This is a genomic window from Nocardia canadensis, assembly GCF_032656385.1.
GTDB classification, from domain to species: Bacteria; Actinomycetota; Actinomycetes; order Mycobacteriales; family Mycobacteriaceae; genus Nocardia; species Nocardia canadensis.
This window is the reverse complement of the sequence record NZ_JAVCWB010000001.1, coordinates 358,946-377,462: the sequence shown is the minus strand read 5'-3', so window position 1 is coordinate 377,462 and position 18,517 is coordinate 358,946. Positions and strand designations below refer to the sequence as shown.

Sequence of the window (18,517 nt, the reverse complement as noted above, 5' to 3'; positions counted from 1 at the left end):
CTCGCCCGCACCGAGAATTCACCTACGGCAAACCTTCGAAATCGACTCACCCATCACTCGCCATCGCGCGGCGCCGGTATTCCCGGCGGTTGCCGATGATCTTGCAAACGTGCTTGCATAGCCGATCACCTGCGGATTCGGCAACGGAATTTCGATAGCCTGAGTCGAATCGCGATAAAAGAGACTCCAAGTTTGTTTACAGGGCTGCAAACAAGATCAGCGCCTAGCAATCAGGCCGTAGCGCCTGTCACGAGGCCATAATTTGGACAGGCGACCGGTTGCGAACGGTCCGCCGAACGGCGTGAGATCGGCACGCGAACGCCCGGAATACGGCCCGCTCCCGACACTGTGATCTTCGCCTCACACAGGCATAGGCCGTGCTCAGCCGACCCGGACGACCCCCGTCACCGTGCCCTGCAGCAGAGCGCCGCCGTGGGTGATGAGCGCCGCCATCTGCAACGGGTCCTCCGCGACGGTGCCGGGCAGCGCTCGCGCGGCGCGGACCGCACCGGTCGCCGGATCGAGGACGACGTACTCGAAACCGTCCAGCGGCGTCGTCGCCTCGGGCCCGACGCGACGCAGGGTGTGGATACCGCCGTCGGCCAGCGACAGGCGCGGCACGGCGGCGCTGCGCACCGGGCTGTCCCACACCGGCACACAGCCGTCGGTGGTCAGGTCGACCCTGGTCAGCCCGCCGTGGAAGGGCGCGGTCGCGGGGACGGCGGGCCCGGCGCCCTCGGGCACCGTCGGGTAGGGATAGCCGTAGGTGCTCGCGACGAAGATCGACGTGCCCACCGCGATCGGCGAATTCTCGCTGCCCGCGCCCGCCGTGGTGAGCACCGGCACCGAGCAGACCCGCTCGCCCGACCCCGACCGCAGCACGAGCAGATTCACCCGGCCGTCGGCGTTGTCGACGATGGTGAGGTACTCGTCGCCGGTGACCGGACCGAAGTAGGTCGGGGTCGATCCGGTGCCCCAGCTGAGCTGGCCCGGCTTGCGCGCCGCGCCGCGATCGTAGGGCGCGCGCCAGAGCACCTCGGGCAGGCCGTCTTTCGCGCGCAGTTCGTAGAGCGCGTGTGTAGTCGCCACGGCCACACCGCCGTTCGGCGCCGAGGAGATGCTGTTGGCGATCTGTTCGCCGGTGGGCAGCCGCACCGTCGACACCCGGCCCGCGTGATCGGCGAATCCGACGACGCCGTGCCCGGTCGCGAACCAGACGTCGCCCGACCAGTCCGGAACCAGCCCGGTCACGTTGTCGCCCTGGGGAATCGATCCGGACAGGTCGGCCTGTTCCGCGGCCCGCAGCCAGTACCGGCCGTCGCCGTCGCGACCGTGCGCGACGCGCAGCAGTCGCCGGTTGCCGTCGACGACCACGAGTTGATCCTCGTTGTCGAGGTAGGCGTACACACCGCCGAGCAGGCTGCCCTTGGCCAGCGGCAGCGTCGCGAGCGCGCCGGTGAGCGGGCCGGGGGCCGCCGGATCGAGCAGGAACACCGTCGGGGTCTGGCCCGCGATGGCGGTGCACAGCCCCACCACCAGGCCGTCGGCGCCTTCGAGCAGCGTCGGGCAGGCCGCGCCGAGGGGATACACGGTCACCGGCGCGCCCGGCGCCGGACCGGCGAGCGGGGTGACATCGGAGGAACCCGCGTCGCCGTGCATGGTCGCCGTGCCGAGCGGACCGAGGAACGGATTGGCCGCCGCGAGCGGACCGGTGACCGGCCGCGCGGTCTCGGCGCTCGCCGGTCCGGCGCAGGCACAGGCCGCCGCGAGGGCGACAGCGGCGAGGCGGACGGCGGCGCGGCGGCGAGAGATCACGGGCTGTATCGAACCGCACCGCGCGCGCGAGCGGAAGGTTTCGGATCCGTGTCACCGCGCACGCCTACGATGAGCCCATGCCCGGGGTCAAGGATCGACTGCTCACGACCGTCGCCGATCAGCTCGGCAATCCGCACGGAACGCTCGGCAAGGTCGTCGCTTTCGTTCTCAACCGCGGCAACAAGCGCGCCATCGCCGCCGCCGTCGACGCGACGGGGGTGGCCGCGGGCGCGACGGTCGCCGATATCGGCTTCGGCGGCGGTATCGGGCTGACGCTGCTGCTCGACCGGGTCGGCCCCGGTGGTGTGGTGCACGGCATCGAGCCCTCGGCCGACATGCTCGCCCGCGCCCGCTCGGGGTTCGCCGGGGACGGGCGCATCGTCTTGGCCGAGGGCACCCTCACCGCGCTGCCGCTGCCCGACGCGAGCCTGGACGCGGCGATCACCGTCAACACCCTCTACTTCCTCGACGAGCTGCCCGCCGCCTGCGCCGAGCTGGCTCGCGTCCTGCGGCCGGGCGGCGCGGCGGTGGTCGGGATCGGCGATCCCGACGCGATGGCCGCGATGCCGTTCACGTCGTATGGATTCACCCTGCGGCCCGTCGCCGACGTCGTCGCGGCGCTGGCCGGTGCCGGCCTGACGGTCGAGCAGCGCACCCTGGCCAACCCGCCGATTCCGCATCACCTGCTGATCGCCCGCAAGGACTGAGCGGATCAGCGGATCTCGGTGATGTCGCCCAGTTTCCAGCTGCGGTCGAAGTACGGCTCGAGCGGCCCGTAGAACCGGGCGTAGGCGAACCAGTGCTTGCCGGGGAGGGTCTGGATCCAATTGCTCGCACCGGCACTGGGCGGCGTCGGCCCGAAGTACAGATCGACCGAACCGTCGGCGTTGGTCACCAGCTCCGCGTCGCGGGAACCGCGGTCGCCGCGCTGCTGCGCGTTGTCGATGAGGCAGCGGGTCCACGCGTCGTAGACGGTGATCGACCAGAACAGCGCGGCGGGCGGGTCGGCGGGCACCCGCACCGTGTAGGACTTGCCGCCGTCGAGCCACGCGCCCGCCGCATCGGTGTACGCGCCGAGATAGGCCTGCCCGACGCCGGGCGTCTGGCTCTTCATGGCCGCGGAGAAACTGACGGCTTCGTAGAACCACGCCGCCCTTTCCAACAGCTGGTCGTAGTACCGCGTGCGCTGATCGGACCGGTCGAGCTGGAGCACCAGATCCCACTGCCGGTCCGGCCAGTACGACGCGCCGGGGAAGCGTTTGGCGAACGAATTCGCCTGTGCCATCAGCTCACCCGCCGCGGCGGCCTCGGTCAACAGCGCTGTGGTCCGCTCGTCCGGGGCGAACGGCTTGTCCTTCTCGATGCCGAGCTGGGCGAGCATCGCCAGGTGGAAGCGGTCCCGTTCGTCGACGATCTCGCGCTGGTAGATGTCGTGCAGGCGAACCCAATAGTCCATCCCGCGTGGCTGATCGCCGGTCCACGCCCGGCCTGCCGGAGAGATCAACCTGGTGGTCGGGGCCGTCCCGGTGACCGGCCGTATCCGGACCTGGTCGACCAGCGCGCGGGCCCGGTCCGGGTCGGGGTCGAGGGTTCGGAACCCGAACATCACGTTCATCCCGGTGGCCTGGTGGCGGAAGTGCTCGCCGTCGAGCTGGGGCTCGGGCATGCCGGGCGGGATGATCAGGTGCTCGCCGCCCTTGCCCTGATCGGGGCCCATCTCCCCCAGGATGCCGAACTCACGCTGCCAGAAGTCGGAGAACCCGCCCGCGGTGTGTCCCGGCGGCACCGACACGATCAGGGGGCCGGTGGCGCCGAGATCGATGAAGTTGAGGATGTACGGCGTGGTGGCGTTCGCGGTGATCAGACCGAGCCGGTCCTGGTAACTCACGTAGTGCACCAGGTCGTAGTCGCCGGCGCCGAACACGTCCCGGTGCTGGGTCTGCCACTGGGCGTAGGACACCAGCGGCAGTGCCCAGAGATAGGCCTGACACGCCATCTGATAGTCGAGCTCGTCGAAGATCAAGGGCAGGTCGGCACGTGCGGGGAGCTCACCATCGGCGCGAACACGCCCGAGGCGGCCGGGAAGTAGCGGGTTCACCATCGCCCGAACCTAACGGCGACGACAGCGCGTTACCTCACACGAATCGGGTGACATCCTGGGGAATGCCGGCAGAAACGACCAGAGGCCCGATCCTGATGGATCGAGCCTCTGGTCTCTGTGGGCGAAGGGGGACTTGAACCCCCACGTCCTTACGGACACTGGCACCTGAAGCCAGCGCGTCTGCCATTCCGCCACTCGCCCGAGCGACTGGAAAAATCTAACATGCTCCGCCGTCGAAAATAAAATCGACCCTCTGACCTGCGGCGATGCGAGCGGATTCGGCTCGGGAACCGGGGCGGTTCGCCGGGAGTTACAGGGTTGGAGGATCGTGGATATCATGCAAGGAACGTGGTCGGGTCCGGACACGCCGTAACCAGCGTGTCGACCTGGTCGGACACGCGCACCGAAGGGAGGGCTGTGATGGGCATCGTGTCGAGATTCGAGCGTCGCTTACAGGGCGCCGTCGGTGACGTGTTCGCGAGGGCTTTCGGCGGCAGCGTCGTTCCCCAGGAGGTGGAGGCCGCGCTGCAGCGCGAAGCCGCAGATCAGGTCCAGGATCTGGGCGGTGGGCACAAGCTCGCGCCGAACAGTTACGTGATCACGATCAACGAATCCGATCACGGAAAACTCGATGCCGATCACGACCTCACGACCAAGGCGTTCGCCAAACATCTGCACGATTACATCCGCGAGCAGGGCTGGCAGACCTACGGCGAAGTACACGTGGCGTTCGAGGCATCACCTACGCTGCACACCGGAATGTTCAGAGCGAGCGGCCGCGTCGACCCCGACGCCGGTCGCGGGACCGCCCCACCTCGCCCCGAACCGCCACAACGACCCGCACACCCGCAACCAGGAGCTGGCCCCATGACGCACAACTCAGGCTACGAGCCGAGCCGAGAGCCCGCGGAGTCCGATCCACGCAATCGCGGGTACGCGCCGCCGCCCGCCCGCGGTGCGGCTCCTGGCGGTGCCTACCCCGACGAGTACGGCCAGCAGGGCGGCTACGGCGCCCAGCCCGGTTACGGCGAGCCCGGCTACGACCAGCAGGGCGGGTACCAGAACGGGTACGACAACGCGGGCGGCCAGGCCGGCTACGGCCAGCAGGGCGGCTACGGCGCCCAGCCCGCCTACGGCGAGCCCGGATACGACCAGCAGGGCGGCTACGGCCAGCAGGCCTACAGTCAGCAGGGTGGGTACGGCCAGCAGGGCTATGCCGAGCCGGGCTACGACCAGCAGGGCGGCTACGGCCAGCCGGGTTACGCCGATCCGCAGCCCGGTTACGGCCAGCAGCCCGGCTACGGCCAGCAGGGTTACGCCGAGCCCGGCTACGACCAGCAGGGCGGCTACGGCCAGAACGGTTACGCCGACCCGGGCTACGGCCAGCAGGGCTACGCCGATCCGCAGCAGGGCTACGGCCAGCAGGCCGGTTACGGCCAGGAGGAGCAGGCGGGTTACGGCCAGCAGGGCGGTTACGGCGCCCAGCCGCAGGGCTACGGCCAGCCCGCCGCCGGTGCCGGATACGGCGCCGCCCAGTCCAGCTACTCGGCCACCCTGCAGCTCGACGACGGCAGCGGCCGCACATACCAGCTCCGCGAGGGCAGCAATATCATCGGCCGCGGCCAGGACGCGCACTTCCGCCTGCCCGACACCGGTGTGTCGCGCCGCCACATCGAAGTGCGCTGGGACGGCCAGACCGCGATGCTCTCGGATCTGGGTTCCACCAACGGAACCCTGGTCAACGGCTCGCCCGTACAGGATTGGCAGCTCGCCGACGGCGACGTCATCCGGGCCGGACATTCGGAGATCCTGATCCGTATCGTCTGATCCCGTAAGCTGCGCGGTGCAGGTCACGAGTCGACGCCGTCGGCCCTATGATGCTGCCATCACACGCACGGCCCCGACCTCGGGGCCCGCAAGCCAGCACGCTGGTGGGGGTGGTTCGCCCCGCACCTGCCGTACCGACGTACCCGGGCGAACAGGAGGTGGAACGCCGTGCAGGGATTGATCCTGCAATTGACCCGCGCGGGGTTCCTGCTGCTGCTCTGGTTGTTCGTCTGGGCCGTTCTGCGGACCTTGCGCAGCGATATCTACGCGGCATCCGGCATCCGGATTCAGCCCAGGGCCGCACGCGGTGCGCGCGGGTCCATCGGGCTGCCTTCCTTCAGCCGAGGCCAGAAGGGCGCCAAGTATCTAGTGGTGACTCATGGTTCACTCGCCGGCACTCGAATCACACTCGGCACGCAGCCGGTCCTCATCGGCCGTGCCGACGATTCGACGCTGGTACTCACCGACGACTACGCCTCGACCAGGCACGCGCGACTGTCTCAGCGTGGTGACGACTGGTACGTGGAGGACCTCGGCTCCACCAACGGCACTTATCTCGACCGCGCGAAAGTCACCACCGCTGTCCGTGTTCCGCTCGGTACTCCGGTCCGGGTCGGCAAAACTGTGATCGAGCTGCGATCGTGACACTTGTTCTGCGCTACACCGCGCGAAGCGACCGCGGACTCGTCCGGGGCAACAACGAGGATTCGGTCTACGCGGGCGCGCGCCTGCTGGCCCTCGCCGACGGCATGGGTGGCCACGCCGCCGGTGAAGTCGCCTCCCAGCTGATGATCGCCGCACTGGCGCATCTGGACGACGACGAGCCCGGCCAGGACATCCTCGGCAAGCTCGACCGCGCAACGCGTTCCGGCAACGCGGCCATCGCCGACCACGTCGAGGCCGAACCCGAACTCGACGGCATGGGCACCACGCTCACCGCCATCCTGTTCGCGGGCGGCAAGCTCGGCATGGTGCACATCGGCGACTCGCGCGCGTACCTGCTGCGCGAGGGCGAACTCACCCAGATCACCCGCGACGACACGTTCGTGCAATCGCTGGTCGACGAGGGCCGGATCACCGCCGAGCAGGCGCACACCCACCCGCAGCGGTCGCTGATCATGCGTGCCCTCACCGGCAACGAGATCGAGCCGACGCTGATCATGCGCGAAGCCCGCGCCGGTGACCGGTATCTGCTGTGCTCCGACGGACTTTCGGACGTGGTGAGCGACGAGACCATCGGCAACACCATGCGCGAGGGCAATACCGACGAGTGCGCCGACCGGCTCATCGAATTGGCTTTGCGCAGTGGTGGTCCCGACAACGTCACCGTCGTCGTCGCCGACGTGATCGACCTGGACTACGGCCAGAGCCATCCGATCGTCGCGGGCGCCGCCTCCACCGAGGAGGAGGAAGACACCCCGCCGCCGAACACCGCCGCGGGTCGTGCCGCCGCGATGCGCCCACCGCGCGCCCAGCCTCGCCGGGCCGCCGCCGCGCCCCCGCCGCCGGAGCCCAAGTCGCACAAGCTGCGCTGGCTGCTGCTCTCGCTGGCGCTGATCGCCGCGGTCGCCGTCGGACTCGTGGTCGGCTACAAGATGATTCGCAGCAACTACTACGTGGGCGCCGACAACGATCAGGTGGTCGTCATGCGCGGCCTGCCCGGCTCGATCCTCGGCTACTCGATCCACGATGTGGAGCTCACCGGCTGCGCCACCAGCAAGGGCGAGCTCACCCTCATCGAGGCCGGTAAGTCCGCGCCCGCAGGCTGCAAGAAGCTGATGGTCAGCGATCTCAAGCAGACCGGCCGCGATCAGGTCGAGCGGGGCCTGCCGCCGGACTCGCTGGACAAGGCGCGCGACAGCATGATGCTGCTGCAGAAGGAACTGCTGCCGGCCTGCCCGAAGAAGGAATCGGTGCCCCAGCCCGGCGTGCTGCCCACCGAGCAGCCGCCGGTGACCCCCGGTGGCGCGCCGACTCCCGGCCCCGATCAGCCCGCGACGCCGACCACGACGCCGCCCGCCCCGACCACGACGACCGTTCCCCCGACAACTCCGCAGATCTCAGGGGAGAACTGCCGGGTGACGGACTGATGTCCGCACCGGCACCGCCGTCGGCTGGGGCTTTCCCCAGCCCCCCTGGCGGATTCGCGCCAGCACCACCCCCGTCGACGCGACGCAACCAGGAGTTGCTGCTGCTGGCGGGGGCGGCGGGGATCACGACGGTGTCGTTGTTCATCGTCGAGGCGAGCCAGGAACAGTCGATCACCTGGGACATCGCCAAGTACGGACTGGCATTCCTCGCGCTGTTCGGTGTCGCGCATCTGGCCGTGCGCCGGTTCGCGCCGTTCGCCGATCCACTGCTGCTACCGATCGTGGCGCTGCTCAACGGTTTGGGGCTGGTGCTGATCCACCGGCTCGACCTCGCGGACGCGCAGAAGGCCGCCTACGACTCGAGTCCCCTTCCCTCCCCCGACGCCAATCAGCAGATCATGTGGACCGGCCTGGGCATCGTGGTGTTCATCACCCTGCTCATCGTCTTGCGGGACTACCGCACGCTCGCGCGCTACACCTACACCCTAGGCCTGGTCGGACTGCTCGCGCTGGCGATTCCGGCACTGCTGCCCAGCCGGTTCTCCGAAGTCAACGGCGCCAAGATCTGGATCCGGCTGCCCGGATTCAGCGTGCAGCCGGGCGAATTCGCGAAGATCCTGCTGATCGTGTTCTTCGCCGGCGTGCTGGTGGCCAAGCGCGACCTGTTCACCGCGGCGGGCAAGCACTTCCTCGGCATGGACTTCCCGCGCCCGCGCGACATGGGACCGGTGCTGATCGTCTGGATCGTCTGCATCGGCGTGCTCGTGCTGGAGAAGGACCTCGGCACCTCGCTGCTGATCTTCGGCACGGTACTGGTGATGATCTACATCGCCACCGAGCGGGTGGGCTGGCTGATCATCGGCGGCGGCCTGCTGGTGCTCGGCTTCGTCTTCGCCTACCAGCTCTTCGGGCACGTGCGGGTCCGCGTGGACACCTGGCTGCACCCGTTCGACGACTACCACAACACCGGCTACCAGATCTCGCAGTCGCTGTTCGGTTTCGCGACCGGCGGGCTGGCGGGCACCGGGCTCGGCAGCGGCCGACCCAACCAGGTGCCGTTCGCCAAGACCGACTTCATCGTCACCACGATCGGTGAGGAGCTCGGCCTGATCGGGCTCACCGCGGTGCTGATGCTGTTCCTGATCTTCATCGTGCGTGGGCTGCGGACCGCGCTGGCCGTGCGCGACAGCTTCGGCAAGCTGCTCGCGGCCGGGCTCTCGTTCACGATCGCGATCCAGATCTTCGTCGTCGTCGGCGGTGTCACCAAGCTGATCCCGCTGACCGGCCTGACCACGCCGTTCATCTCCTACGGCGGTTCGTCGCTGCTGGCGAACTACGCGCTGCTCGGGCTGCTGATCAAGATCTCCGATGCCGCCCGCGCGCCCGCACCGGTGCGCAAGCGCGGCCCGGCGCCGATCGCCGAGGCGCCGACCGAGATGTTCCGCAGGTCGGAAGGCAGGGCGAGCGAATGAACACTCCACTACGTCGCGTCGCCGTCGCCGTGATGGTGATGGTGGTCGCGCTGCTCGTGAACGCCACCTATCTGCAAGTGGTCAAGGCCGACGATCTGCGCAGCGATCCGCGCAATTCGCGCGTGCTGCTCGACGAGTACTCGCGTCAGCGCGGGCAGATCTCCGCAGGCGGCACCGTGCTCGCGAGCTCGGTCGCCACCGACGACCGGTACAAGTACCTGCGCCAGTACCCGAGCACCCCGCCCGCGTACGCGCCGGTCACCGGCTTCTATTCGATGCAGTACGGCAAGACCGGACTCGAACTGGCCGAGGACCCGCTGCTGTCGGGCAACGACTCGAGCCTGTTCGGCCGCAGGCTCATCGACATGTTCTCCGGGCGGGATCCGCGCGGCGCCAACGTGCTCACCACACTCAATCCGATGATGCAGCAGGTCGCTTACGACCAGATGACCTCGAAGGGCTACACCGGCGCGGTGGTCGCGATCGAGCCGAGCACCGGCAAGATCCTGACGATGGTCTCGACCCCCAGCTACGACCCCAACGAGCTGTCGGGCCACGACGGCGCGGCGGGCCGGGCGGCGTGGGAGCGGCTCAGCACCGATCCCAGTCAGCCCATGCTCAATCGCGCCGTCTCGCAGACCTACCCGCCCGGCTCGACCTTCAAGACCATCGTCACCGCGGCGGCGCTGTCCAACGGTGTGGCCGGTCCCGACGACCAGTTCACCGCGGCGCCCAACATCACCCTGCCCGGCACCAGCACCACGCTGGAGAACTACGGCGGCAGCACCTGTGGTGACGGGCCGACCGCGAGCCTCTACGACGCGTTCCGGCGCTCCTGCAACACCGCGTTCGTCGAGCTCGGCGTGAAGGTCGGCGCGAGCGCACTCAAGGACGAGGCCGCCGCGTTCGGCATCGGCCCGCATCGCGGGGTGCCGATCCCGGTGGCGGAGTCGACGGTCGGCCCGATCCCGGACAACGCGGCCCTCGGACAGTCCAGCATCGGTCAGCGTGATGTCGCGGTCACCCCGCTCGACATCGCGGTGGTCGCCGCGACGATCGCCAACGGCGGCACCAGGATGCAGCCGTACCTGGTCGATCAGACCCAGGCGCCGGACCTGTCCGAGCTCAGCAAGACCAAGGCCGTCTCGGTCGGACAAGCCGTGAGTCCCCAGGTAGCGTCGACGCTGACGAATCTGATGGTCGCCTCGGAGGCCAATACCGCGGGCGGTGGCCGGTCGCCGTACCAGATCGCGTCCAAGACCGGAACGGCCGAACACGGCAGCAATCCCCGTAACACCCCGCCACACGCCTGGTATATGGCCTTCGCGCCCGCCCAGAACCCGAAGATCGCCATCGCGGTGATCGTCGAGAACGGCGGCGACCGGGCCCTCCAGGCCACCGGTGGCTCGGTGGCGGCACCGATCGCCAGGTCGGTGCTGGACGCGGGTCTGGCAGGGGGCTGAACGAAATGAGTGTGCGAGTGACAACACGGGGGCCCCGATGCTGAACAACGGCGCCATGATCGCCGACCGCTACCGTCTGCAACGGCTCATCGCCACGGGCGGCATGGGTCAGGTGTGGGAAGCGATGGACACCCGGCTCGACCGGCGGGTAGCGGTCAAGGTCCTCAAGACCGAGTTCTCCGCCGACCCGACCTTCCGTCAGCGGTTCCGGACCGAGGCGCGCACCACCGCGCAGCTCAACCACCCCGGTATCGCCGGTATCTACGACTACGGCGAGACCACCGACCCGTCCGGTGGCGAAACCGCCTACCTGGTCATGGAACTGGTGCAGGGCGAGCCGCTGAACGCGGTGCTGAACCGGATGGGCAGGCTCTCGGTCGTCCAGGGTCTGGACATGCTCGAGCAGACCGGGCGCGCACTCGAGGTGGCCCACGCCGCCGGTGTGGTGCACCGTGACGTGAAGCCGGGCAACATCCTGGTGACGCCCACCGGCCAGGTCAAGATCACCGACTTCGGCATCGCCAAGGCGGTCGACGCCTCGCCGGTGACCAAGACGGGCATGGTGATGGGCACCGCGCAGTACATCGCGCCCGAACAGGCCGTCGGCGAGGACGCCACCGCGGCCAGCGACGTCTATTCGCTCGGCATCGTCGGCTACGAGGCACTGGCCGGCGTGCGCCCGTTCACCGGCGACGGCGCCATCACCGTCGCGATGAAGCACGTCCGCGACGCGCCGCCGCCGATGCCCGCCGATCTGCCCGCCAACGTGCACGAGCTGATCGCGATCACGATGGCCAAGGACCCGACCCAGCGCTACAGCAGCGGTGGCGAGTTCGCCGACGCCGTCGCCGCGGTGCGCGCGGGCCACATGCCGCCGCCGCCCGCCGGCGCCGCGCCCCCGCTGACCGGCGCGACCCGGGTGCTGCCGCCCGGCCCGACCATGGTCATCCCGGCGGCCGCCGGTGCCGAGTACGACGGCGCGACCATGCGCTTCGGCAACCAGGCGCCGCAGCCGATCACCCCCGCGGGCGGCTACACCGGTCCGGCGACGCAGGCCGCCGCGCCCGCGGCGGTGGCGGCGACCAGCACCGCCAAGAACAACCAAAAATGGCTGATCGCCCTGGGCGTTGGCGCGCTGTTGCTCGGCGGCGTCGTGCTCTGGGTGCTGTTCGGCGGTGAGCCGAACCGCGACTCCGGCACCACGACCACCACCACCCAGACCACCAAACCGCTGCCGCCGCCGGTGACCACCAAGTCGTTCCCGCCGCCGATCGTGCCGCCCACCGAGGCGCCGCAAACGACCACGGAACCGCCGCGCCCGACGACGACCACCGAGGCGCCGACGACAACGACGGAACCGCCGACCACCACGACGACACCGCCGCCGACGACCACCACCAAGGCGCCGACGACGACGAAGACCACCAAGCCGGCCACCACCACCCCGGCCGCCGGAACGACGACGGTCAACGGCAGGCCCCGGCTGCCCACGCTCGACCTGCCGTTCCCGGACGCCCCGAACGCGCTGGGCCCGAACATCACCGTCGACAACACTCCGCCACAAGGACAACCATGACGACCCCGAAGAATCTCTCCTCGCGGTACGAGCTGGGCGAGATCATCGGGTTCGGCGGCATGTCGGAGGTGCACAAGGCCCGCGACGTGCGCCTCTCGCGCGATGTCGCGATCAAGGTGCTGCGGGCCGATCTGGCCCGCGATCCCACGTTCTACCTGCGGTTCAAGCGGGAAGCGCAGAACGCGGCCGCGCTGAATCATCCGGCCATCGTCGCGGTGTACGACACCGGCGAGGCCACCGTCGACGGCGGCCCGCTGCCCTACATCGTCATGGAGTACGTCGAGGGCGACACCCTGCGCGACATCGTGCGCGGCAAGGGCCCGCTGGCCCCGCGCAAGGCGATGGAAGTCGTGGCCGACGTGTGCGCTGCGCTCGATTTCAGCCACAAGGCCGGCATCGTGCACCGCGACATGAAGCCCGCCAACATCATGATCAATCGCGCGGGCGCGGTGAAGGTGATGGATTTCGGCATCGCGCGCGCGATCGCCGACAGTTCCAACCCGATGACCCAGACCGCCGCGGTGATCGGCACCGCGCAGTACCTCTCCCCGGAGCAGGCGCGCGGCGAGACCGTCGACGCCCGCTCTGATGTGTACTCGGTCGGCTGCGTGCTGTTCGAGATCCTCACCGGCCAGCCGCCGTTCACCGGCGACTCGCCGGTCGCGGTCGCCTACCAGCACGTCAAGGAGGATCCGCCGCTGCCGTCGTCGGTGAATCCCGGCGTGCCGCGCGAACTCGACTCGGTGATCCTCAAGGCGATGGCCAAGAACCCGGCCAACCGGTACCAGACGGCCGCGGAGATGCGCGCCGATCTGATCCGGGTGCTCGGCGGCCAGAAGCCGAGCGCGCCGATGGTGATGAACGAGGAAGATCGCACCACCATCCTCGACTACGACGACGAGCCCGCCCCGCGCTCGTTCCGTGATCGTCGCGACGACACCTCCGAGCAGGCCGCGATCGCGCCGCCCGCCGAGGGCCGCAACCGGACCGGGCTGATCGCGCTCGGCGTCGCCGCCGCGCTGGCGGTGGCGTTCGGGCTGTTCTGGGTGCTGGTCGGACCGGGCAGCAAGGCCGATCAGGTGGCCGTCCCCGACGTGTCGGGTCAGCCGTCGCAGCAGGCCCAGACCGCGTTGCAGCAGGCCGGGTTCCACGTCGCCACCCAGCAGAAGGCGGACGGCAAGGTGGCCGTCGGCAATGTCATCGCGACCCAGCCGCTCGGCGGTTCCCGGATCGACGAGGGCAGCACCGTCACCATGCAAGTGTCGACCGGACCGACCCAGGTGCAGGTGCCGCGGCTGTCCGGGCTGACCCAGGCCGAGGCCGAGCAGAAGCTGAACTCGATCGGGCTGACCCTGAGCCCGAACCCGCCGCGCAAGGCGTCGAGCACCGCCGAGACCGACAAGGTGATCGCGCAGGAGCCGAGCGCGGGCGTGCGGGTCGACATCGATCAGCCGATCGTGATCACCATCGGCTCGGGGCCGGAGCAGGTCCGGGTGCCGACGGTGGTCGGTCAGGACATCTCGATCGCCCAGCCGAACCTGGTCGACAGCGCCGGGTTCAAGGTCGACATCCAGGAAGTGAAGTCGTCCGCGCCGAAGGGCCAGGTGCTCTCGACCAACCCGACCGGCGGCAGCAACGCCGAGAAGGGGTCGACCATCACCGTGCAGGTCTCGGCCGGTGACCGGATCACGGTCCCCGACCTGAGCGGACTCACCCCGACGCAGGCGCAGGAACAGCTGCGCGCGCTCGGCTGGACCGGTCAGCTCAGCCAGACCACCGTGATCACGCTGGACGGCAGTGCCTCCGGCAAGGTCGTCGGCCAGAGTCCGGCGGCGGGATCCACGGTGACCATCACCGGCAACGTCGTGCTGCAGGTGGGTGCTTCGCCGCTACCGCGCTGAGATCGCCAGGTCTCGATTGCGTGGAGAACCCACCTGCCGCGACGCGGCGGGCGCAGAATGAGGCTGCTTCATCCCACCCAGCACCGCTGAACGAGGAGGTAGCCCCTATGACCACGGCCAGGGACATCATGAAGCCCGGCGCGCAGTGGATCACCCGCGGTGACACCGTGGCGACCGCGGCGACGGCGATGGCCGATCTCGGTGTCGGATCGCTTGTCGTCGCCGACGACGACGAGCGCATGTGCGGCATCATCACCGATCGCGACATCGTCGTGAAGTGCATCGCGCTCGGCCTGTCCCCCGAAACCACGACCGCGGCCGAGTTGTGCGAGTCCACCCCGCGGTGGGTCAGCGCGGACGCCGACGTGGAGGACGTGCTCGACCAGATGGAAGGCCATCGGGTCAAGCGGATGCCGGTGATCGACAACAAGCGGCTGGTCGGCATGATCAGCGAAGCCGATCTGGCCCGGCACCTCGACGACAACCAGCTGGGCGAGTTCGTGACCGCCATCTACGGGCGGCCCTGACCTCAGCTCAGATCGAGATGGGAGTTCATCGACATGGCCTCCTCGGCCAGGTCGGTCAGCTCCACCACCCGCACGCCGTGCCCGCGGAGTTTGTCCACACCCTCGCACGCGGCGACGAACAGGCTCGGCTCACGCCAGGCGATGACGACGGTCGGGATGCCGGCGGCCAGGATCCGGTCGGCGCACGGCAGCCGGCTCGCGGTGGCGCGGGTCGAGCACGGTTCGAGCGTGCTGTAGATCGTCGCCCTGGTCAGCCGCGGATCGTCCGGGTCGAGCTTGTTCAGCGCCGACTCCTCGGCGTGCACCTTCTCGTCGGTCTCCCTGGAGTAGCCGGCGGAGATCTCCACACCATCGGCGACGATCACCGCGCCCACCGAATAGGCCGTCGGGCTGGGTGGGCAGTTCCTGGCGAGTTCGATCGCCCTGTGCATGAATCGGTGGTCGGTGCTCTCGGCACTGCTTGCGGTCATCGGGTTCCCCTGCTGGTCGGGAGTTATCCACAACTGTCGCATGATGTGGATTCGGTCATGTTCAGGTGTGCAGCGATTCGCCGGACAAGCTGTGGACAGTGATATTTCCCCAGGTCGTGAACATGATTTCGACCACAGGGCCGGTTAGCGGACGGGCTCGTCGCCGTGCCCGACCAGGTACTTCAGCACAGCGACATCCCCAAGTTGTTCCACACCTGCCAGCCGGAGCCGTCGTTGTGCACCACCGGGAAACCGCCCCGGGCCGACGAACCGCGGAGCCGCCGGGTCGCCGACCAGGATCGGCGCGATCGCGAGCCGGATCTCGTCGACCAGATCGGCGGCGAGGAAACCGGTGTGCATCGCGGTGCCGCCTTCGACCATCAATCGGCCGATTCCGCGCGCGCCCAGGTCGTCGACCAGGGCGGCCAGCGACAGTTCCGGGCCGAGCGCGACCACCTCGGCCAGTCCGGCGAGCCGGTCGCCGAGCCGGGCCGCGCCGCTGTCGGTGGTGTAGACGAGTTTGTCGCCGCCGGTGTGCCAGAACCGCAGCTCGGGATCGAGCTCGCCGGACGCGGTGACGGTGATCTTCACCGGATACTCCGGCTTGCCCGCCGTCACCCGGTCGGCCCGGCGCACGGCGCTGTTGACCAGCAGCCGGGGATTATCGGTCCGCAGCGTCCGCGCGCCGATCAGGATCGCGTCGGATTCGGCGCGGACCTGGTCGACGCGGTCGAAGTCGGCGCTGTTGGACAGCAGCAGCCGCTGCGCGCTCGCGTCGTCGATGTAACCGTCCAGGCTCGCCGCCACCGACAACAGCACGAACGGCCGCACGGCGTCACTCCCCGGTGCCATCGCGGACCGCTACGACGTCACCAGCGCGGCGACTTCCGCTTCGAGCGCCGACACGAGGGCCTCGGCGGGACGCTGTCCACACACCTCGAGCCAGTTGGCCAGCATCCGGTGCCCGCCCTGGGTGAGCACCGACTCGGGGTGGAACTGCACGCCGTGGATGGGCAGGGTGCGGTGGCGCATGGCCATCACGATCCCGCTCTCGGTGTGACCGACGACCTCCAGCTCCGCGGGCATGGTCTCCGGCAGGACGGTCAGCGAGTGGTACCTGGTGGCGGTGAACGGGTCGGGCAGACCGGCCAGCACGCCCGCGCCGATGTGGAAGACCTCGCTGGTCTTGCCGTGCAGCAGTTCGGGCGCGCGGTCGACCGTTCCGCCGAACGCCTCGCCGATCGCCTGATGTCCGAGGCAGACGCCGAGCAAGGGCGTGTGGTGCTTCGCCGCCGCGTGGACGAGCGGGATGCTCGCGCCCGCGCGGTCGGGGCTGCCGGGGCCGGGGCTGACGAGCACGCCGTCGAAGGTCCCGCCCTCGTCACCACGGGTCAGCAGGGTATCCAGGTCGGCCAGGCGCTGGTCGTCGTTGCGCCACACCACGGCCTCGGCCCCAAGCTGGCCGAGGTACTGCACCAGGTTGAACACGAAGCTGTCGTAGTTGTCGACGACCAATACACGCATGCGTCGAGGGTACGTGGCGACCCCGTAGGTCGTCGCATCCATTACCTGGTGGGATAGCCTAGGAGTTACCTGTATCCCGAATTCGAGGACGTCATGCCCAAGTCCAAGGTCCGTAAGAAGGCCGACTACACCCCGAGCCCTGCCAGCCGCACTCCGGTGAAGGTGAAGGCGGGCCCGTCGCCGGCTTGGTACGTCGCGATCATGCTTGGCTTCATGCTGGCCGGGCTCGTGTGGCTGCTGGTGTACTACCTGGCCGCCGAGCACATCGGCTGGATGAACGATCTCAACGCCTGGAACTTCCTGATCGGGTTCGGCCTGATGGTCATCGGCCTGATCATGACCATGCGATGGCGCTGAGCGATCGCCGCGCACCGGATTACACCGGTGTTATTCATGCACACCTGTGGATGAAGCTGTGGACAACTCGAGGAGCAATGGGGGACGACGCCGCGTGAACGCTGTGGATTCCGCCGACAGCAGGTCGTGGACAACTCCCACCGCCGGTCTGCTCGCCGTCGCCGGCGGCGGCCTCATCCTCGTCGTCGCCGCGGTGCTGGCCCAGGACGGCCCCAGCAGGCTGCTCGTCGGCCTGGCCGCGGTCGCGGTCCTGGGGATGGCGATCCTCGGTGTGCGCCAGCGTCCCCGGCTGACCATGGTCTCCGGTCCCGCGCCGCGCCTGGTGGTCGGCACGCTGACCGGGCCCAAGACCTACCCGCTGACCCGGATCGACCGGATTCGGATGGTCTCCTACCGCCGCCTCGGCCGGAAGTCGGCGATGCTCGAGATCGATGTCCAGCACGAGGGCTCGGAGCGGCTGCTGATCTTCGGCCGCTGGGATCTGGGCACCAACCCGCACGACGTCTACGACGCGCTGGTCGTCAACGGCTTCGCCTCGGTCACCGACTGACCGCAACGTTTCACGTGAAGCAACGAACTCCCCGTCGCGCTCCGGCGCGGCGGGGAGTTCTGTTGTGCGCAGCCGCTGTCAGCCGATGGTCACCGAGGAGATGACGACCGGCTCGACCGGCCGATCGTTGCGATCGGTCTTCACCGAGGCGATCGCGTCGACGACCTTGCGCGAATCGGGATCGACCACCTCGCCGAAGATCGTGTGCTTGCGGTTGAGGTGCGGCTGGGCACCGACCGTGATGAAGAACTGCGAACCATTGGTCGCGGGCCCTCCGTTGGCCATCGCCAGCAGATAGCCGCGATCGAAGCGCAGCTCCGGATGGAACTCGTCACCGAACTCGTAGCCGGGCCCGCCGCGACCGGTGCCGGTCGGGTCGCCGCCCTGGATCATGAACCCCGGGATCACCCGGTGGAAGACGGCGCCGTCGTAGAACGGGCCAGCGTCCGTGCCACCGGCGTTCGCGGTGGTGTAGGGCGCGCTGCCGTCGGCGAGACCGACGAAGTTGCGCACCGTCTTGGGCGCGTGGTTGCCGAAGAGCGCGATCTTGATATCGCCGTGGTTGGTGTGCAGCGTCGCCACGGCCGTCTGGTTGGGTGAGGTCACGGCAGTTATGGTGCCACGGGGCGGCGGGAAGCCGGGAAGCTGTGCCACAGTGGTCGCATGAAGCTTCGTAACCCGATCATCGCCGCCGTCGGGATCGCCGGGGCGGCGGCCCTGGCCCTCCTCGCTCGCAGCAAGCGACCGCAACTTCCCGAGCCCGCCGCCGAGCCGCCGCGCCTCGGCTACTCCCGCAACGGTGCCGCGCCGGTCTCCGGGGTGGAGACCGGCGCGCACTGAGCCG

The 18,517-nt window shown here is 69.2% G+C and carries 18 protein-coding genes and 1 tRNA gene; 12 read left to right on the top strand and 7 right to left on the bottom strand.

All coding sequences use genetic code 11. The features are described from left to right. Positions 1-381 precede the first annotated feature (381 nt). Positions 382-1,812 (bottom strand): hypothetical protein, encoded by a 1,431-nt coding sequence (locus Q7X29_RS01695; protein WP_316573238.1) that lies wholly within the window; start codon positions 1,810-1,812, stop codon positions 382-384. Positions 1,813-1,892: 80 nt separating this feature from the next. Between Q7X29_RS01695 and Q7X29_RS01690 the strand changes: the two genes are divergently transcribed. Next, positions 1,893-2,522: a methyltransferase domain-containing protein gene (locus Q7X29_RS01690; protein ID WP_218716016.1), complete on the top strand. Its 630-nt coding sequence runs from the start codon at positions 1,893-1,895 to the stop codon at positions 2,520-2,522. 5 nt (positions 2,523-2,527) lie between these two features. Here Q7X29_RS01690 and Q7X29_RS01685 read toward each other — a convergent pair whose 3' ends face one another. Then, positions 2,528-3,916: a DUF1254 domain-containing protein gene (locus Q7X29_RS01685; protein ID WP_316573096.1), complete on the bottom strand. Its 1,389-nt coding sequence runs from the start codon at positions 3,914-3,916 to the stop codon at positions 2,528-2,530. A 118-nt stretch (positions 3,917-4,034) separates the two neighbouring features. Then, positions 4,035-4,117, bottom strand: a tRNA-Leu gene (locus tag Q7X29_RS01680). A gap of 219 nt (positions 4,118-4,336) precedes the next feature. On the opposite strand from Q7X29_RS01680, the gene Q7X29_RS01675 reads away from it, so the two are divergent. The 8 genes from Q7X29_RS01675 to Q7X29_RS01640 all read left to right on the top strand — a co-directional run bounded on the left by Q7X29_RS01675 (position 4,337) and on the right by Q7X29_RS01640 (position 14,772). Beyond that, positions 4,337-5,743 carry a DUF3662 and FHA domain-containing protein gene (locus tag Q7X29_RS01675; protein ID WP_316573095.1) on the top strand — a complete coding sequence of 469 codons (1,407 nt, stop codon included), beginning with the start codon at positions 4,337-4,339 and terminating at the stop codon, positions 5,741-5,743. Positions 5,744-5,911: 168 nt separating this feature from the next. Further along, entirely contained in the window at positions 5,912-6,388 is a 477-nt protein-coding gene (locus Q7X29_RS01670) for an FHA domain-containing protein FhaB/FipA (RefSeq protein ID WP_218716014.1), read from the top strand. Next, complete coding sequence (locus Q7X29_RS01665; protein ID WP_218716013.1) at positions 6,385-7,833, top strand: protein phosphatase 2C domain-containing protein; 1,449 nt, start codon at positions 6,385-6,387, stop codon at positions 7,831-7,833. The genes Q7X29_RS01670 and Q7X29_RS01665 overlap by 4 nt, the downstream gene beginning before the upstream one ends. Beyond that, positions 7,833-9,305, top strand: coding sequence for an FtsW/RodA/SpoVE family cell cycle protein (locus Q7X29_RS01660; RefSeq protein WP_218716012.1), 1,473 nt, complete (start codon positions 7,833-7,835; stop codon positions 9,303-9,305). The genes Q7X29_RS01665 and Q7X29_RS01660 overlap by 1 nt, the downstream gene beginning before the upstream one ends. Beyond that, on the top strand, positions 9,302-10,768 hold the full coding sequence (locus tag Q7X29_RS01655) for a peptidoglycan D,D-transpeptidase FtsI family protein (protein WP_218716011.1): 1,467 nt from the start codon (positions 9,302-9,304) through the stop codon (positions 10,766-10,768). Before Q7X29_RS01660 ends, Q7X29_RS01655 begins: the two co-directional genes overlap by 4 nt. Positions 10,769-10,805: 37 nt before the next feature. After that, positions 10,806-12,344: a protein kinase domain-containing protein gene (locus tag Q7X29_RS01650; protein WP_316573094.1), complete on the top strand. Its 1,539-nt coding sequence runs from the start codon at positions 10,806-10,808 to the stop codon at positions 12,342-12,344. Then, complete coding sequence (pknB, locus tag Q7X29_RS01645) at positions 12,341-14,245, top strand: Stk1 family PASTA domain-containing Ser/Thr kinase (protein ID WP_218715981.1); 1,905 nt, start codon at positions 12,341-12,343, stop codon at positions 14,243-14,245. The genes Q7X29_RS01650 and pknB overlap by 4 nt, the downstream gene beginning before the upstream one ends. Before the next feature lie 107 nt (positions 14,246-14,352). Further along, positions 14,353-14,772, top strand: a complete 420-nt coding sequence (locus Q7X29_RS01640) for a CBS domain-containing protein (protein WP_218715980.1) — start codon at positions 14,353-14,355, stop codon at positions 14,770-14,772. Between the two features lie 2 nt (positions 14,773-14,774). Here Q7X29_RS01640 and Q7X29_RS01635 read toward each other — a convergent pair whose 3' ends face one another. The 3 genes from Q7X29_RS01635 to Q7X29_RS01625 all read right to left on the bottom strand — a co-directional run bounded on the left by Q7X29_RS01635 (position 14,775) and on the right by Q7X29_RS01625 (position 16,766). Further along, positions 14,775-15,242 carry a deaminase gene (locus Q7X29_RS01635; protein ID WP_218715979.1) on the bottom strand — a complete coding sequence of 156 codons (468 nt, stop codon included), beginning with the start codon at positions 15,240-15,242 and terminating at the stop codon, positions 14,775-14,777. Between the two features lie 144 nt (positions 15,243-15,386). Next, positions 15,387-16,094: a RibD family protein gene (locus Q7X29_RS01630; protein WP_316573093.1), complete on the bottom strand. Its 708-nt coding sequence runs from the start codon at positions 16,092-16,094 to the stop codon at positions 15,387-15,389. Between the two features lie 9 nt (positions 16,095-16,103). Continuing rightward, the gene (locus Q7X29_RS01625; RefSeq protein WP_218715977.1) at positions 16,104-16,766 is read right to left on the bottom strand and encodes an aminodeoxychorismate/anthranilate synthase component II; all 663 of its coding nucleotides are present in this window, start codon (positions 16,764-16,766) and stop codon (positions 16,104-16,106) included. A 93-nt stretch (positions 16,767-16,859) separates the two neighbouring features. Here Q7X29_RS01625 and crgA point away from each other — a divergent pair, with 93 nt between their 5' ends. Together crgA and Q7X29_RS01615 are read left to right on the top strand one after the other, a co-directional pair. Next, positions 16,860-17,123: a cell division protein CrgA gene (crgA, locus tag Q7X29_RS01620; RefSeq protein ID WP_218715976.1), complete on the top strand. Its 264-nt coding sequence runs from the start codon at positions 16,860-16,862 to the stop codon at positions 17,121-17,123. Between the two features lie 103 nt (positions 17,124-17,226). Further along, positions 17,227-17,673 carry a PH domain-containing protein gene (locus Q7X29_RS01615; protein WP_218715983.1) on the top strand — a complete coding sequence of 149 codons (447 nt, stop codon included), beginning with the start codon at positions 17,227-17,229 and terminating at the stop codon, positions 17,671-17,673. Positions 17,674-17,751: 78 nt separating this feature from the next. Here Q7X29_RS01615 and Q7X29_RS01610 read toward each other — a convergent pair whose 3' ends face one another. Continuing rightward, positions 17,752-18,279, bottom strand: coding sequence for a peptidylprolyl isomerase (locus Q7X29_RS01610; protein WP_308248321.1), 528 nt, complete (start codon positions 18,277-18,279; stop codon positions 17,752-17,754). A 57-nt stretch (positions 18,280-18,336) separates the two neighbouring features. Here Q7X29_RS01610 and Q7X29_RS01605 point away from each other — a divergent pair, with 57 nt between their 5' ends. Further along, a complete protein-coding gene (locus Q7X29_RS01605; RefSeq protein WP_218715974.1) occupies positions 18,337-18,513 on the top strand; it encodes a hypothetical protein in 177 nt (58 codons plus the stop codon). The last annotated feature ends 4 nt before the right edge of the window (positions 18,514-18,517 follow it).